The 14,774-nt window shown below is 33.1% G+C and carries 17 protein-coding genes; 10 read left to right on the top strand and 7 right to left on the bottom strand.

Annotation, left to right across the window (positions count from 1 at the left end):
- Positions 1-26: 26 nt before the first annotated feature.
- Positions 27-476, bottom strand: a complete 450-nt coding sequence (locus tag BUB80_RS13290) for a hypothetical protein (RefSeq protein WP_073293604.1) — start codon at positions 474-476, stop codon at positions 27-29.
- On the bottom strand, positions 466-915 hold the full coding sequence (locus BUB80_RS13285) for a hypothetical protein (RefSeq protein WP_073293602.1): 450 nt from the start codon (positions 913-915) through the stop codon (positions 466-468). Before BUB80_RS13285 ends, BUB80_RS13290 begins: the two co-directional genes overlap by 11 nt.
- Before the next feature lie 250 nt (positions 916-1,165).
- On the opposite strand from BUB80_RS13285, the gene BUB80_RS13280 reads away from it, so the two are divergent.
- The 4 genes from BUB80_RS13280 to BUB80_RS13265 all read left to right on the top strand — a co-directional run bounded on the left by BUB80_RS13280 (position 1,166) and on the right by BUB80_RS13265 (position 4,062).
- The gene (locus BUB80_RS13280) at positions 1,166-1,423 is read left to right on the top strand and encodes a hypothetical protein (protein ID WP_073293599.1); all 258 of its coding nucleotides are present in this window, start codon (positions 1,166-1,168) and stop codon (positions 1,421-1,423) included.
- Between the two features lie 174 nt (positions 1,424-1,597).
- The gene (locus BUB80_RS13275) at positions 1,598-2,194 is read left to right on the top strand and encodes a porin family protein (RefSeq protein ID WP_073293597.1); all 597 of its coding nucleotides are present in this window, start codon (positions 1,598-1,600) and stop codon (positions 2,192-2,194) included.
- Between the two features lie 79 nt (positions 2,195-2,273).
- Positions 2,274-3,338: a sensor histidine kinase gene (locus BUB80_RS13270; RefSeq protein ID WP_073293595.1), complete on the top strand. Its 1,065-nt coding sequence runs from the start codon at positions 2,274-2,276 to the stop codon at positions 3,336-3,338.
- Positions 3,328-4,062: a LytR/AlgR family response regulator transcription factor gene (locus BUB80_RS13265; protein ID WP_394334056.1), complete on the top strand. Its 735-nt coding sequence runs from the start codon at positions 3,328-3,330 to the stop codon at positions 4,060-4,062. Before BUB80_RS13270 ends, BUB80_RS13265 begins: the two co-directional genes overlap by 11 nt.
- A 53-nt stretch (positions 4,063-4,115) precedes the next feature.
- On the opposite strand, the gene BUB80_RS13260 is transcribed toward BUB80_RS13265, so the two are convergent.
- From BUB80_RS13260 to BUB80_RS13250, 3 genes are all read right to left on the bottom strand, one after another.
- Positions 4,116-5,024 (bottom strand): DUF6268 family outer membrane beta-barrel protein, encoded by a 909-nt coding sequence (locus BUB80_RS13260; protein ID WP_073293591.1) that lies wholly within the window; start codon positions 5,022-5,024, stop codon positions 4,116-4,118.
- 212 nt (positions 5,025-5,236) lie between these two features.
- Positions 5,237-6,292 (bottom strand): thiamine-phosphate kinase, encoded by a 1,056-nt coding sequence (thiL, locus tag BUB80_RS13255; protein ID WP_073293589.1) that lies wholly within the window; start codon positions 6,290-6,292, stop codon positions 5,237-5,239.
- 75 nt (positions 6,293-6,367) lie between these two features.
- Positions 6,368-6,859: an acyl-CoA thioesterase gene (locus BUB80_RS13250; RefSeq protein WP_073293587.1), complete on the bottom strand. Its 492-nt coding sequence runs from the start codon at positions 6,857-6,859 to the stop codon at positions 6,368-6,370.
- A gap of 334 nt (positions 6,860-7,193) precedes the next feature.
- Between BUB80_RS13250 and BUB80_RS13245 the strand changes: the two genes are divergently transcribed.
- From BUB80_RS13245 to BUB80_RS13235, 3 genes are all read left to right on the top strand, one after another.
- Complete coding sequence (locus BUB80_RS13245; protein WP_175549610.1) at positions 7,194-8,396, top strand: BaiN/RdsA family NAD(P)/FAD-dependent oxidoreductase; 1,203 nt, start codon at positions 7,194-7,196, stop codon at positions 8,394-8,396.
- Positions 8,397-8,505: 109 nt separating this feature from the next.
- On the top strand, positions 8,506-9,144 hold the full coding sequence (locus BUB80_RS13240) for a DUF2306 domain-containing protein (RefSeq protein ID WP_073293583.1): 639 nt from the start codon (positions 8,506-8,508) through the stop codon (positions 9,142-9,144).
- Between the two features lie 67 nt (positions 9,145-9,211).
- Positions 9,212-10,129 (top strand): YARHG domain-containing protein, encoded by a 918-nt coding sequence (locus tag BUB80_RS13235; RefSeq protein WP_073293581.1) that lies wholly within the window; start codon positions 9,212-9,214, stop codon positions 10,127-10,129.
- Between the two features lie 6 nt (positions 10,130-10,135).
- Here the strand turns inward: BUB80_RS13235 and BUB80_RS13230 are convergent, their stop codons facing one another.
- Entirely contained in the window at positions 10,136-10,531 is a 396-nt protein-coding gene (locus BUB80_RS13230; protein WP_073293579.1) for a ribosomal maturation YjgA family protein, read from the bottom strand.
- Positions 10,532-10,817: 286 nt separating this feature from the next.
- On the opposite strand from BUB80_RS13230, the gene BUB80_RS23655 reads away from it, so the two are divergent.
- From BUB80_RS23655 to BUB80_RS13220, 3 genes are all read left to right on the top strand, one after another.
- A complete protein-coding gene (locus tag BUB80_RS23655; protein ID WP_175549609.1) occupies positions 10,818-10,961 on the top strand; it encodes a bacteriocin-like protein in 144 nt (47 codons plus the stop codon).
- Positions 10,962-11,189: 228 nt separating this feature from the next.
- Positions 11,190-11,636: an energy transducer TonB gene (locus BUB80_RS13225; protein ID WP_073293577.1), complete on the top strand. Its 447-nt coding sequence runs from the start codon at positions 11,190-11,192 to the stop codon at positions 11,634-11,636.
- 27 nt (positions 11,637-11,663) lie between these two features.
- On the top strand, positions 11,664-12,089 hold the full coding sequence (locus BUB80_RS13220) for an energy transducer TonB (RefSeq protein ID WP_073293575.1): 426 nt from the start codon (positions 11,664-11,666) through the stop codon (positions 12,087-12,089).
- A 14-nt stretch (positions 12,090-12,103) separates the two neighbouring features.
- On the opposite strand, the gene mutS is transcribed toward BUB80_RS13220, so the two are convergent.
- Positions 12,104-14,689 carry a DNA mismatch repair protein MutS gene (mutS, locus tag BUB80_RS13215; protein ID WP_073293573.1) on the bottom strand — a complete coding sequence of 862 codons (2,586 nt, stop codon included), beginning with the start codon at positions 14,687-14,689 and terminating at the stop codon, positions 12,104-12,106.
- Between the last annotated feature and the right edge of the window lie 85 nt (positions 14,690-14,774).

The raw sequence follows: 14,774 nt of genomic DNA, 5'->3' as shown, positions 1-14,774 counted from the left end.
AACGAGCTGGATTTTTTATTTTCACTCTACTTAAATTCCGTTTTTTCCTTTACAAAATCTATATTACTCGAGTCTTCAATAATATAAAGTTCAGCAGTATATTTTTGATGCCCTTTTTTAGACTCAAAATCATATTCATGAGAGTTTGATTTTACCTTGAAAGTATCATCATAATCAAGATTAGCTGGTATTACTGTATATAATTCAGCTATGCCTCCATTAATTCTATATGGATAAATTCCGTTTTTGATTGTATCATTAAATACACTTACAGAACTTTCTGTTAATTGTAAGCGAATAACTCCAAATGCATGATCATCAGAGGTTCTAAAATCAATTACATAGCCTTTAAATTCAACATTATTATTTAAAACTTTATCTCTCTCAACTGCTGCTTTTGCAGAACATTTATTAACAAGTATAGCTTCAATTATAAATAAACCTAATAAAAGGGGAACCCGAAATCTATTTTTCATACTTACCCAATCTTGCTCTTTTTAGAATAAAATCAATATCTACAAATTCATATTTTTTGCGAACAAAATACAATGATTTATTTTCAAACGTGTCAACCACATTTTTCATTATATTTTTAAAATTATTTATTGATTCATCAGATAAACCTACATCTGAAATCATAATAGTATCATATTTTTTCAATAAAGAATAACTAACTACTAGAATCTTCTCAAAGAACTCTCTCTCAGAAAGTAAGGATAAAACTTCATTTGAAAATTCAACAATACTCTGAATTTCTGATATAAGCCCTTGGATCGTCTTTTCCTTTAATTTATTATAATATGTTGGAATTTTAATAGCTTTTTTAACAGGAAAATGAACAAGTAAAAATCTATTGTCAACAATCAATCTACATTCGTCTTCTGTAATTTCGATAAAACCTTTTTTTATTACCATAAATAAAACTTAGAGATTTTCTTTTATAAACTTATCCTCAGGATTTTACTCAACATTCTTTGCAAGATCCAAATTGTAAAAAATTTCTTCTTCCCTCTTTCCTCAATTCCAAAATATACTCAAAAAAAATATTGAAAACTATATTCTTTCATATTCCTCAATTAAACAAATAACAAATGGTTGAATTTAATTTTTTATCTTTAAATAATGTAAAATATTTTACATTTTAACCAAATTACAAACTTTAATTATGAAAAACATCAAAAAACTCTTAAGAAAAGATCTTTCCAACATTCTTGGCGGCGGCGGAGGTGGCTGTCATAGCAATGGAGATTCTGCCTATTGCTGGACAGATTGCGAATGTACCTTCGGAAAAGCATGCGAAATGAATGACGACGGAAATCCCGGCCAATGTGTTTCCACAGGCGGAGGTGGTGGTTCTGGAGGCGGAGGCGGCATCCCTTACTGCGCTCCTGGAGACGATCGTTGTACGGAACAACCTTTTTAATCATTATAAGTCGGAAGATTTTTCTTCCGACTTTTTTATTAGAATAATCACTTTGATATTAACTTCAAATTAAAAGTTCTTCTTGTCCTATCTTCCTTACCATTCATCAAATAAAATTTCAATTCGATGTTGAGATCCGTTGTTTTGTATCAGATTTTTAACATCAATTAATTTATGAAACAACAATTTTTAGCCTTAAGCTCACTGTTATTATGCATCACTTGTTCTGTTGATATTCAAGCTCAGCAAACCCCTGCTTTTCACATTGGAGTCAAAGGAGGAACAAGCTTTACAAAAACCTCAACAGAATCTTCCTCCTTAGAAGGAAAATATGGCTTGGGATATCAGGCCGGAGTAATGACAAGAATGGATATCGGAAGCCTTTATGTACAGGGAGAAGCCTTATTCAACAAAAGAAAAACAAGCTATGAAATTAAAAACGGAGGTTCTGCAAAACTAAGCTGGAGCGCCATTGACATCCCTATTGTAATAGGATACAAAGTGGTAAAAACCAATGATTTTAATCTACGGGTATTTGCCGGCGGGGTTTACAGCTATGCTTTTAACAATAATCTATCTACCTCACAGGCTCTTCAGGAAGGTTTTAAAAAATTTGACAAATCCAACATTGGAATTACAGGAGGTTTAGGAATAGATTATAAAAACCTTACTGTTGATTTGAGATATGAAAAAGGACTTTCAAGCATCAGTAAAGACTTTAAATTTAAACCCAATAGCTTTAGCTTAGGAATAGGTTATTTTCTATTCTAAAAACTTAAATTATCTTTACTTATTAGAAACTGCAAAACCGCAGTTTCTAATTTTTTATAAATTTACTTTTCCTTATTCTATGGCAAAACCCTTTATTTTAAAAAATTATATTTTTAGTATTATTTTCTGGCTGGTTTTCGGAATTGCTATGTGGATCAATCTTCAAGCTAATTCAGGATTATACAGTGCCCTTCTTCAAACAATAGCCTTATTAATCATTTCTTTTATTTTCACTCAATTTCTAACCATAAAACTTCTTCCAAAAGCTTTAAAATTAAAAAAGATGAAACGGTTTTTAATACAAGCCACCTTGGTTATCCTTTTACTAAGTCTCATTTTCTCTTTCATTTTTGCTTATATCGAAGTCGATTACAAAACTCCTTTACCTCCAAATTTTATTGATCACCTTCCTATATTATGGAAGGGCTTTTATTTAGCGCTTCCAGCTTCTCTTCTTATTAATGGAACGACATGCGGAATAAAGTTTTACCAGGAACATGGAAAAATAGAGCGTGATCATATTCTTTTGCAACAGGCCCATTTAGAAAATCAGCTCAAATTATTGCAGGACCAGATGAATCCTCATGTTGTCTTTAATATTCTTAATCACATTCATATTTTGATGAAAACCAATACAGAATTGGCTTCTTTCCTTTTATTAAAGTTTTCTGATATTTTGCGTTATCAATTATATTACTGTAATAAAAACCAGGTTATATTTACTAAAGACATGCAATACCTTCAGGACCTGGTTGAGGTAGAAAAACTAAGATGGGGAAATGAACTGGATGTAAAAACCACGTGGGAAATCAATAATAAAAAAACATTTATAGCCCCTCTCCTTCTCGTTCCTTTTATAGAAAATGCCTTTAAATATGTATGTCGATTACCCGGACACAAAGGCTACATCATTATTTCTTGTATAGAAAAGGATAATCTACTCACTTTTCATATCGAAAACTCTTATTCGGATATCGCAACTTATAAGAAGAAAGACGGCGCCCATGGTATAGGTCTTCAAAATGTACAAAAAAGACTGGCTCTTCAATATCCAGACTCCCACACCCTAAAAATAGAGTCTGATAATCATGTGTACAAAGTTTCTTTAACCCTAAAATTATCTCTGGAAAATGATGAACAATAACCTACCAAAAATGAAATGCCTTATTATTGATGATGAACCTTTGGCAAGATTCCATCTTAAAGATATGGCAGACCAAATTGATTTTTTAGAAGTTGTAGAAACCTGCGCCACAGCTTTGGAAGCTAATCCTAAAGTACAGGATAATCAAATTGATCTGATATTCCTGGATATCAATATGCCTTATTTAACAGGGCTGGAGTTTTTAGAACAATTAGAAAATCCTCCATTATGCATTTTAACGACAGCTTATTCAGAATATGCATTAGAGGGTTACAGATTACAGGTTGCTGATTATCTTCTGAAGCCCATTGCTTTCAATCGATTTTACCAAGCTGTAAATAAAGCACAGCAACAATTCATTTTATCTGAAAGGTCAAAAAAGAACACCCAATTGGATGATCCTTTTTTATATGTTCGCCAATCTGATACTTTTATAAAAATATCGTGGGTTGATATTCTGTATATTGAGAGTATGCAAAACTACACCAAACTGCATTTTAAAGATAAATCTCTTGTTATTCATCAAACAATGAAAGCTATTGAAGAATCTTTGTCACCTGAGCATTTTTTTAGAATTCACAAATCATTTTTAATCAATATCACTCATATTGAAATGATTTCAGGAGGCCGATTGTACATCAATAAAACAGAGCTTCCTATTTCCCGTACCCGAAAAGAAGAACTCCTGAATCAAGTGGTATATAAGAAGTTGATCAGTAAATAGTAAAAATTGAGAGGCTGGAATTAATATAATCTCCCAGCCTCCTTTTTCTCTTTTTATGGTAAATTCCAACACAAGCCCAGCGCCACATAAAATGTGCTTGTAAATCGGGGATCAGCCACGCTCTTTTCCTTAAAAATATTTTTAATCTTGCGATCGTTCTCACTGAAGCTTCTTACTAAAGTACTTCCTCCCGTAATACGGAGCGTTAATTTATCATTCAGCTTTATTTCCGGTCTGAGTCCTGCTGTAATCTGCTGATATCCGAACAGCATAGATTTACCGTCTTTGTTTCTTTCCACAGACATTCCACTGAGGTTTACCACTGCTTTTAAAGTAAACTTGTCTGTAAATTGATACCCCGCATCCATCCCTTCAGGGAAATTAATATTGAATTTAATTTTCCCATTGGTTTTCCAGTCGAAATAGATCCACGGCAGAATCATCGGAACTCCAAAAGCTGTTGTTAAAACCGGACCTCCTCCCAATGAAAGATTTGGATTAAAATGCCTGATAAATAATATCCCTCCCTGTCCCAGAACATCATTAAAATCTATTTTTTCAAGATCGGTATATACTCCTACTGATGCAGTCATCATCATGCTCCACTTTTTTCCTAAAGGTCGCATATGCTGTATTCCGACCTGCGCATTCAGCATTTCAGTTGGAAATAATTGGGTTTCGTAATTTTTGTGATTCATTTTCGCATAGGAGCCTCCAACCAGCATAGACCATGATTTTATTTTACCGTCGCTATTCTTTTTTACGGATAGTGGAATACTCAGGTTCATATCTACTCTTTTAAAATCACTTTTGGAATCTGTTTTTACACTGTCTTCCGGACGGACATAATTAGAGAATGGAATATACTCCGTTTTCAACTCTGCAGATATGCCTGTCTGAGCATTGATCCAATATCCTAAAGGCAACAGACAGCAGACAGCTGTCAGAAGGTTTCTCTTCATAATTTAAACTTTATGCAAAGAGAGCCTATTACCTGTTTTTTACAAAAATTACTTGATTAAGTGTTTGAATAGTATGACCAAAAGAGAAAACGGAAGGATGACATTAATTTGATAGTACATTTTTCTGAAAATCTTTTTTGCTTTTATCAACAAAAGACCACTACAAAAGCAGTGGTCTTACAATATTTCAAAATTAAGTATACAACTTATTCTTAGTTATTTCCTAAAAAAGCATCCCATCCTTGAGCAGTAAGAGAAACCAATTGGTTAGAACCTCTTGCCACCATAAAATTACCTTCTTCTTTATCAACAGCATGTCCGATGATTGTGAAATCTGGGTGATTTTTCATTTTCTCGAAATCATTTGGTGAAATCGTGAACAATAATTCATAATCTTCACCTCCACTTAAAGCAGCCATTACTGGATTTAAATTAAATTCATCCGCCGTAGTAATCGTCAGATTATCCATCGGAATTTTCTCTTCATACAATCTGAAGCCTACTTTTGATTGGTCTGAAAGATGAAGAATTTCAGAAGCCAAACCATCAGAAATATCGATCATGGAAGTTGGTTTGATATCCAATCCTTCTAAAATACCTTTAACATCTGTCCTTGCTTCAGGTTTCAATTGTCTTTCAAGAATATAATCAAATCCTTCCATTTCAGGTTGCATATTCGGATCAGCAAGGAACACAGCGTGCTCTCTTTCCAAAATCTGAAGTCCCATATAAGCGCCACCTAAATCTCCACTTACAACGAGAAGATCATTGGGTTGTGCTGTACTTCTTTTTACAATGTTCTCTTCATCTTCAATTCCGACAGCCGTAATACTCATGACCAAACCTGCGTTTGAGCTTGTTGTATCTCCACCAATCAAATCTACTTTATATCTGGTGCAAGCCGCTTGAATTCCAGAATAAATTTCTTCCAAAGCTTCAACGGGGAAACGGTTTGACACCGCCAAAGAAACCAAGATCTGTGTTGGAGTAGCATTCATTGCTGCAACATCACTAAGATTCACAACTACAGCCTTATATCCTAAATGTTTTAACGGAACATATCCCAAATTGAAATGTACTCCTTCTGCCAAAACATCCGTGGTAAGAATAACTTTTTTATTTCCAGGATTAATAATTGCCGCATCATCTCCTACTCCAAGTTCCGAAGACTCGTTGGATAAAGGAAAATGTTCCGTTAAATGCTTAATCAATCCAAATTCTCCTAATTTAGAGATTGGCGTTAATTCTGGTTCTTTATCTTCAAACATATTTTTTAATTATAAGTAATGAGTAATAGGTAATAAGCAATGCCTGAACATTTAACTTTGAACCTTACATTAAATTTATACAAGTTTCGTCGGATCAATATTTTCCGGACGGAAAGGCAATTTCTTAAAATCTTCTCTCGTTAAAACTATGGTATCCGGAGTTTTATATTTGTTCATTGCTTCCATTACATCATCCGGTGGCGTTGTCATTTTTCTCAGCATGGTATCAATCCAAACGCCTGTAGCTTCTGCAGTTGCACAGTGTGATCCATCAGGAAGATAAAACTTGTGTACAAAACGATAAATAGAAGAATCTTCTGCACATCCATCAATTTCCAGACTTACAATAACAATCTGATCTGCAAATATTTCTTTGAAAAAAGAAAATCTTTCGTGCATGATCACAGGACCAATCCCCCATCTGCTCATTTGTGTAACGCCCATCTTTTCCTGCTTCATAAAAGCCATTCTGGTTTGTGCACAAAATTGTACATACGATGAGTTTGCTAAATGTTTGTTGGCATCAAGATCGCTCCAACGAACTTCGAATTTATGGTAAAATATCATTTAAATTTTATTTTTTAATAATGAACTCCAACTTTTTAACCACAATAGGAACAAAAGCTTTTGCAACCCGTAAGTCTTCCAAGCTATCTTTCAACAACAAACAGAAGAACACATTAATTAAAAAAATCTTTGATTTTTATCTTATGTGAACTTTTAAACTGTTTAATATTAAACTTATTTGTTCTAACGTGTTTATAATCTTTTGTTCCTTTTGTGGTTGACTATTTTCACTTTAAAGTTCAAAAAATTATAATCTTCAAAATTACTCAAATAAGATGGTTTATAAAAATTGTAGTTTTGTAAAAATAATCTTCAGCATAAGATTAAAATAAATATGAAGCAAATTATCATTATTGGAGGCGGTGCAGCCGGTTTTTTCTGTGCATCGAATCTTGACAAAACAAAATATAACATTACGATTCTTGAGCAAAACTCAGATGTACTTCAGAAAGTTAAGATTTCCGGAGGCGGAAGATGTAATGTAACTCATGCATGCTTTGATGCTAAAGAATTAGTTCAATTCTACCCTCGTGGAAATAAGGAATTATTAAGTGTTTTTACAAAGTTTCAGCCTGGAGATACCATGGATTGGTTTGATCAACGAAAAGTCCCTTTGAAAATAGAAAACGACAACAGAGTTTTTCCTGAAAGCAATTCTTCGCAGACAATTATTAATACTTTATTGAATGAAATTCAGCAAAAAAATGTTGAGGTAAAGACAAAATGTTCTGTAAAGGAAATCGAAAAATTAGACGAAAGATATATCGTTACAACAAGTTTAGGCGATTTTGAAGCAGATTTTGTTATTTACACCACCGGAAGTTCACCAAAGTCATTGAAAATCATTGAAAGTTTAGGACATAAAATCATTGATTTGGTTCCTTCCCTTTTCACATTCAACATTAAGAATGATTTATTAAAAGAATTACCCGGAACAAGTTTTGAAAATGCAGAAATCTCTATTCCGAAGTTAAAAACAGAAGAAAGCGGGCCTTTGTTAATTACCCATTGGGGACTTTCGGGACCTGCTATTTTAAAAATATCGGCTTGGGAGGCATTAAGTTTAGCGAAGGTTAAATATAATTTTGAGATTGAAGTTAATTTTATTTCAAAAGATATTGATGATGCAGAAGAATTATTTCAAAACTTCAAACAATCCAATCCAAAAAAGACTATTGGACTGGCGAAAATATTTGATATTACGAATAGATTCTGGCAGAAAATATTAGAAGTTTCCAAAGTAGATCTAAACAAACAAGTTGCCCAAATCTCAGGAAAGGAAATGCAGATGATTCTTGAAAATTTATGCAAAAAGAAATTGCAGGTAACAGGAAAATCAACGTTTAAAGATGAGTTTGTAACGGCCGGAGGAATAGATTTAAAAGAGATTAATTTTAAAAACATGTCTTCTAAAATTCTGCCTAATTTTTATGTTGCCGGAGAAGTCTTGAATATTGATGCAGTGACAGGAGGCTTTAATTTTCAGGCTTGCTGGAGTGAAGCTTGGTTGATTGCGCAGGATTTGAATTCGAAATAATTAATTAAACACAAATGGCACGAATAATTTCACAAATAGCACAATTCATTGGTGAATACTTGTGGTGAAATTTGTGATATTAGTGTTTAAAAAAATACAAATTAGAAAAATGCTTTTAGTCAAGAAAAATATCCCAAGCATCTTAAAAATCCTTTTCACAATCGGGTTTGGATATTTCTTTTGGCTAATGCTAAAGATTACGTTAGAATATATTCCATTAAAAACGGAAGTGAGCTTTTTGATGATAAAGCAAACCGAAGTTATTAACAGACCTGAATATCTGTGGTTCTTCTACACCCATGTCTATATGAGTATTTTTATTTTACTCTCTGGTTTTTTAGCAATTCTTAGGAAAAATTTTGGATTGAAAAATTTCCATAGAAATTCGGGGAAAGTGTACATCTTTTTATTATTAATCTTCTCTGCTCCATCAGGAGTTTACATGGGATGTTTTGCGAATGGAAATGTTTTTTCTAAAATTTCATTTATTATTTTGGGAAGTTTATGGTGGTTTACTACTTTTAGGGCTTACCAATTTGCCCGACAGAAGAAATTTAAACAACATAAACAATGGATGTGGCGCAGTTTTGCCTTAACCTTATCTGCAATCACTTTAAGAATGTGGAAAGTTATTATTGTCTATTTTTTCCATCCCAATCCGATGGATGTTTATGAAATTATTGCATGGATGGGCTGGGTACCCAATATCCTTTTAATTGAATATTTAATCACAAAAAAAATTATATAAAATCGCTTTACTACGATCCGTAATTTTGCGATTGCACATCACCATTAAAAATCAAAAAAACTCATATATGAAAATTTTAAAATTAACATTAATCTCCTTATTTACAATCAGTTTAATTGCCTGTAAAAAAGATGGAAAAGAAACCGGATCCTCAAAAGATTCTCTGGTTGCTAAGAAAGACTCCGTGGTTGTTCCAGAAGTTCATCAAGAATTGTACGGAATTTATATGGGAGATTTTGCAGGAAAGGAAATGATTACTTCTGAAGATGGGGAAGAATATGAAGGAGAGGTTAATAAAAAACTGGCTTTAAAGATCAACAGAATTACAAAAGATAGCGTTTACGGTCAAAGTATTGTAAATGGAAATCAGCGCCCTTTCAGAGGAATTTTTAATGAAGATTCAAAATCATTTACACTGGACGAACCCGGAAATGATAAAACAGACGGTAGATTTGAAGTAAAATTAGCTGGTGACAGTTTGACGGGAAAATGGTCTGTATTTAATAAGAAAGCGGTAAAATCTCCACTAAAAACACTAAAACTAACCAAAAAACAGTTTGTTTATAATCCGAATTTTATGCTGGATGAAGATTCCAACTTGGTAGATTGGGAAAATCCCAAAGATTTTGTTGAAAAATATACCGATCAAGAAACTGGGAAAACAGAAAAATATACAACTCAAAAAAACAGAGTGGCTTCTGATGCTATCTTTAAATTAAATGCTTCAAAACAAAAACTAACAGAAAAAGATATTAAAAACTTAAGAAAACTGGATCTTGAGATTATTAAAAATTCAGTTTTTGCAAGACATGGATATGCTTTTAAAAAACAGACCTACAGAAACTTCTTTGAACAGACAGATTGGTACATTCCTGTTTCTAATAATGTAGACAAAGACCTTTCTCCTATGGAAAAAGATAACGTGGCTCTATTGAACCGTTTTGTAAAATATGCAGAAGATAAATATGATTCTTTCGGAAGATAATTAATCTTAAATAAGCTTTTGTAAGCTTATTGACTCTTCAAACTTCACAAAGAGATAGGTCATCAAACACCCGGCCGCATAACATAAAATATCAATCCAGGAAAAAGAATTCCCCACCACAATATACATCAGGCTTCCTTCCGGGAAGCCTAATTGGTCTGCAATCTTAAAGTATTGTGCAAATTCAACCAAACAAGAAAAAGCCAAGATTCCTAAAATCAATTTTTGATTATTAATGATCAAAAAACTTTTAACGAAAGTATACAAAAGAATCACGACAATCACATCTCCCAGATACGCTCTCACAAAGAAAATATGCTTTAATTTTGTGGCAATTAAAACCTCACCCAAGAAGATTAGAATTGTTAAAAGGAGGTATTTCAAGCTGAATTTAAATTTCATATGTATATTTTGGCTTTATTTTTTTATTAAAAAAAACAGACCAAAGCCCGTTCCTGTTCATATATTTTGACAAAGATATTATTTCTCTACTTTTCACAGTGCCTTTAAAACAGTGAAACATACAAACAGAAATAAGATATAGATTGTATTTTTCATACTCAAAATTAGGTGTTTTTTTAATGATAGCTAATTTTAACGAGTTTATCAAAAGATTAATCTTAAAAGAATTTTATCCCTTTGTAATGATTTATTTTTTATATTCGTAATACAAACCAAAACTATTTTTATGAAAAATCTAAAAAAACTCACTAGAAAGCAATTAGAAAGAGTTAACGGCGCTGGAGAAATTAAATGTGTAACAACTTGCTTCTGTTTTTCAGATGGTGAACCTTACATTGGAGCTTGTAATGCAAAAGGAGTTTGCTGCTAATATTTAAACGTAATTTATTAAACTTATAATGACATCATTTTTGGTGTCATTTTTTTGGTTTTGATTAATTATTGAATAAAATGATACACCCCTCACTAGGAAACAAAACACCCACAACTAAACACTATACTCAACAGAAATAACGACTTACGAATACAATCGTTTATAATTTAGGCTCTCTTTTTGCTTTTACTAAAACGCACATCTTTTTAACGAAAAAAAATAGTTATGAAAAAAACATTTTTATTTCTTGGAGCGTTTTTATGCATATTAATATTTGGGCAAGGAATTATGACAAATAAGATCCCTTCAAAAAATGGGTCTGCAATTCCAAATTATGTGGTGTTAAAATCAAAAATGAATTTAGATGGTGTCGTAACTCAAGCAGATAAGGCACCGGAATTCCCTGGAGGAATGGATGCTTTCCATAGAAAATTTGCAGACAACATGGATATTATTGATGTTGACTCAAAGAAAATTGACACCCGAGTCTATTTTATCGTTGAAAAAAATGGTTATGTACGATATGTAACTGCCACCGGAGATGATAAAAAGCATTCAGAGGCCGCCGAAACTGCCATCAGAAGAATGTTTGTAAAATGGAAACCTGCAATGATAAATAATGAACCTGTTCGTTATTTATATACCTTTCCTCTGTCGTTGAAGAAATATTAAAGTTTATTTTTGCAAAAAACTTTAATAATGAAGAAAATATTATTCTTTCTTAGCATCATATTAGGTTCGCATGTTTTTGGACAAGAATCCGTAAAAGGAACAGAGGAGCTTAATGAACTTATTCTTGAAAAATCTTCTGAAAAAAAATTTCCCGATGTTGAAAAATCAGCAGAATTTCCGAAAGGTCTCAATGTATTTAAACAAATGCTTGCAACAAATGTAAGAGGTAAAAAAATAATTGGAGACGAAAATATGAGCTGTGAACTTGTTTTTATAATTGATAAGGCAGGCTCTATAATTGATATAAAAGCAACCGGAAACAATCAAAGCTTTAATGAAGAAGTAATTAGAGCTGCTTCAAAAATTAAAGAAAAATGGATTCCAGCTGAAATTAACGGACAAAAAGTTCGCTATAGATTCCGAGTTCCTTTAACAATGAGTTTTGACAAATAGCCTTCAGTTTAAAATTATTTCCCAATCATCTTTTTAATAGAGTTCAGCTTCATTAAAGCTTCAATCGGCGTCAAGGTATTGATATCTATTTTCGTCAGTTCTTCACGGATATTTTCCAACACAGGATCATCTAATTGGAAGAACGAAAGTTGCATGTTTTCTTCCGTTACCTTTTTAATGCTTTCAGAAGAGCTGCTTTGAGAACGGCTTGCTTCCAGCGTTTTCAGGATCTCATTGGCTCTATTCACCACTTTTGCCGGCATTCCTGCTAATTTCGCCACATGGATACCGAAACTATGCTCACTTCCTCCAGGAACTAATTTTCTCAGGAAAATGATATTTCCTTTGTTCTCCTGAATAGAAACGTGGAAGTTTTTTACACGCTCGAAATTCACCGTCATTTCATTTAATTCATGATAATGCGTGGCAAACAATGTTTTAGCTTGTGTAGGATGTTGATGCAGATATTCAGCAATCGCCCAAGCTATGGAAACCCCATCATATGTTGAAGTTCCACGACCTATTTCGTCTAATAAAATTAAACTTCGGTCTGAAATATTATTCAAAATATTGGCAGCTTCGTTCATCTCAACCATGAAAGTTGATTCTCCAGCTGAGATATTATCCGTTGCTCCTACTCTTGTAAAAATCTTGTCTAACACTCCAATTTCAGCATGCTTAGCAGGAACAAAACTTCCGATTTGTGCTAATAGACAAACAATAGCAGTCTGACGAAGAATTGCAGATTTACCGGCCATGTTGGGTCCCGTAACCATGATAATCTGCTGAGAATCTTTATCTAAATAAATATCATTTGGAATATATTTTTCTCCCAACGGAAGTGCATTTTCAATAATTGGATGCCTTGCCTCTTTTAGATCAATCGCAAAAGTTTCCGTTAAAATAGGTTTGGTATAACTTTCAGAAACAGCCAGTTCAGATAAACCAACCGCTACATCCAATTGTGCAATAATGTTAGAATTCTCTTGAATCTGATCCATGTAAACCATTGTTTCAGAGCATACACTTCTGTACAGTTGATTTTCTAAAACACTGATTTTTTCTTCAGCGCCAAGAATCTGGCTTTCATATTCTTTTAATTCTTCGGTGATATAACGTTCCGCGTTCACCAACGTTTGTTTTCTCAACCAATCGCTCGGAACTTTATCTTTATGGGTATTTCGAACTTCAATATAGTATCCGAAAACATTGTTAAAATCAATTTTAAGGCTTGTAATTCCCGTTCTTTCGATTTCTCGCTGGCACATATCATCAAGAAAACCTCTTCCTTTATTTTGAAGTCCTCTCAACATATCCAGCTCTTCAGAAATGCCATTTTTAATCACATTTCCTTTCGCCAAACTTACCGGAAGCTCTTCATTAAGCGAATTTTGTAAAGATTTAATTAATTCATCTAAATCAGACAACGGCTGAAGCCAAGCCAAAACATCTGCATGAGGATGAAGCAATGCCTTAATTTTATGAATATTAATTAAACTCTGGCGCAAATGTCCTAATTCTCTAGGAGAGATCTTTTCGGCAGCCAGTTTCCCCATTAATCTATCTAAGTCGGAAATCGCCTTTAATAATTGGGAAATTTCGTATTTCAGATTATCGTTTTCATTTAAAAAATCAATTAAAGAAAGCCTTCTTCCAATTTCATATACTGATTTTAAAGGAAGTATAATTCTTCTTCTCAACAGCCTTCCTCCCATCGGAGTTGAAGTTTTGTCGATTATATCTAATAATGATTTTCCTTGTGGATTGCTTGGATAAACAATTTCCAGGTTTCTCAGCGTGAAATTATCCATCATCAAGAAATCCTCCTGAGGAATCACCTGAATTTTTGTAATATGAGCTAATAAATTATGATGCGTATCTTCAACCAGATAAGCAAAGATAGCGCCTGCCGCAGCAATGGCCAATTGATAATTTTCAATACCAAAACCTTTCAAAGAATTGGTTTTAAAATGATTCGTCAGCTTTTCGTAACCAAAATTATATTGATACGCCCAGTCTTCCAGTTTGAAAGCACTTTTATTTTTAAGCTGCTCCGGAAGCTGAACACTTCTCTGATAAATGATCTCACTGGGATCAAAAGTATTGACAATATGAAGTATTTTATCTAAATTTCCTTCACTCACCAAAAACTCACCTGTTGAAACATCCACCAAAGCGATTCCGTATTTCTCTTTTTCTTTATGAAGAGAAAGCAGAAAATTATTCTTTTTTGAATTTAAAACCTGATCATTGAACGTAACTCCCGGCGTAACCAACTCGGTCACACCTCTTTTTACAATTCCTTTTACGGTTTTAGGATCTTCCAATTGGTCGCAAATTGCCACACGAAGTCCTGCTCTCACCAACTTTGGCAAATAAGAATCTACAGAATGATGCGGAAATCCGGCCAATTCTATATGACCGTCTCCATTTGCTCTTTTGGTTAAAACAATTCCTAAAATCTGGGAAGTTCTAACGGCATCCTGCCCGAAAGTTTCATAAAAATCCCCTACCCTAAATAATAAAAGCGCATCAGGATATTTCGCCTTGATGGTATTATACTGCGTCATTAACGGGGTTTCTTTCTTTGCTTTAGCCATAATAAAAAATGAGCCCCAAATTTAAAGAATAAATTCAGGGTTAGGAAATTGTTTTAGAATTAATGTTTTTTCTGAAAATTTAAGA

The sequence above is a fragment of the Chryseobacterium polytrichastri genome, from assembly GCF_900142445.1.
Lineage (GTDB): Bacteria > Bacteroidota > Bacteroidia > Flavobacteriales > Weeksellaceae > Chryseobacterium > Chryseobacterium polytrichastri.
The sequence above is the reverse complement of the archived record's forward strand: the minus strand, read 5'-3'. Positions and strand labels throughout refer to the sequence as shown.

What these genes read in the sequence shown, in the direction of transcription:
- BUB80_RS13290 (WP_073293604.1), bottom strand. Translation starts at nt 476, where the DNA reads ATGAAAAATAGATTTCGGGTTCCCCTTTTATTAGGTTTATTTATAATT.
- BUB80_RS13285 (WP_073293602.1), bottom strand. Translation starts at nt 915, where the DNA reads ATGGTAATAAAAAAAGGTTTTATCGAAATTACAGAAGACGAATGTAGA.
- BUB80_RS13280 (WP_073293599.1), top strand. Translation starts at nt 1,166, where the DNA reads ATGAAAAACATCAAAAAACTCTTAAGAAAAGATCTTTCCAACATTCTT.
- BUB80_RS13275 (WP_073293597.1), top strand. Translation starts at nt 1,598, where the DNA reads ATGAAACAACAATTTTTAGCCTTAAGCTCACTGTTATTATGCATCACT.
- BUB80_RS13270 (WP_073293595.1), top strand. Translation starts at nt 2,274, where the DNA reads ATGGCAAAACCCTTTATTTTAAAAAATTATATTTTTAGTATTATTTTC.
- BUB80_RS13265 (WP_394334056.1), top strand. Translation starts at nt 3,328, where the DNA reads ATGAACAATAACCTACCAAAAATGAAATGCCTTATTATTGATGATGAA.
- BUB80_RS13260 (WP_073293591.1), bottom strand. Translation starts at nt 5,024, where the DNA reads ATGAAGAGAAACCTTCTGACAGCTGTCTGCTGTCTGTTGCCTTTAGGA.
- thiL (WP_073293589.1), bottom strand. Translation starts at nt 6,292, where the DNA reads ATGTTTGAAGATAAAGAACCAGAATTAACGCCAATCTCTAAATTAGGA.
- BUB80_RS13250 (WP_073293587.1), bottom strand. Translation starts at nt 6,859, where the DNA reads ATGATATTTTACCATAAATTCGAAGTTCGTTGGAGCGATCTTGATGCC.
- BUB80_RS13245 (WP_175549610.1), top strand. Translation starts at nt 7,194, where the DNA reads ATGAAGCAAATTATCATTATTGGAGGCGGTGCAGCCGGTTTTTTCTGT.
- BUB80_RS13240 (WP_073293583.1), top strand. Translation starts at nt 8,506, where the DNA reads ATGCTTTTAGTCAAGAAAAATATCCCAAGCATCTTAAAAATCCTTTTC.
- BUB80_RS13235 (WP_073293581.1), top strand. Translation starts at nt 9,212, where the DNA reads ATGAAAATTTTAAAATTAACATTAATCTCCTTATTTACAATCAGTTTA.
- BUB80_RS13230 (WP_073293579.1), bottom strand. Translation starts at nt 10,531, where the DNA reads ATGAAATTTAAATTCAGCTTGAAATACCTCCTTTTAACAATTCTAATC.
- BUB80_RS23655 (WP_175549609.1), top strand. Translation starts at nt 10,818, where the DNA reads ATGAAAAATCTAAAAAAACTCACTAGAAAGCAATTAGAAAGAGTTAAC.
- BUB80_RS13225 (WP_073293577.1), top strand. Translation starts at nt 11,190, where the DNA reads ATGAAAAAAACATTTTTATTTCTTGGAGCGTTTTTATGCATATTAATA.
- BUB80_RS13220 (WP_073293575.1), top strand. Translation starts at nt 11,664, where the DNA reads ATGAAGAAAATATTATTCTTTCTTAGCATCATATTAGGTTCGCATGTT.
- mutS (WP_073293573.1), bottom strand. Translation starts at nt 14,689, where the DNA reads ATGGCTAAAGCAAAGAAAGAAACCCCGTTAATGACGCAGTATAATACC.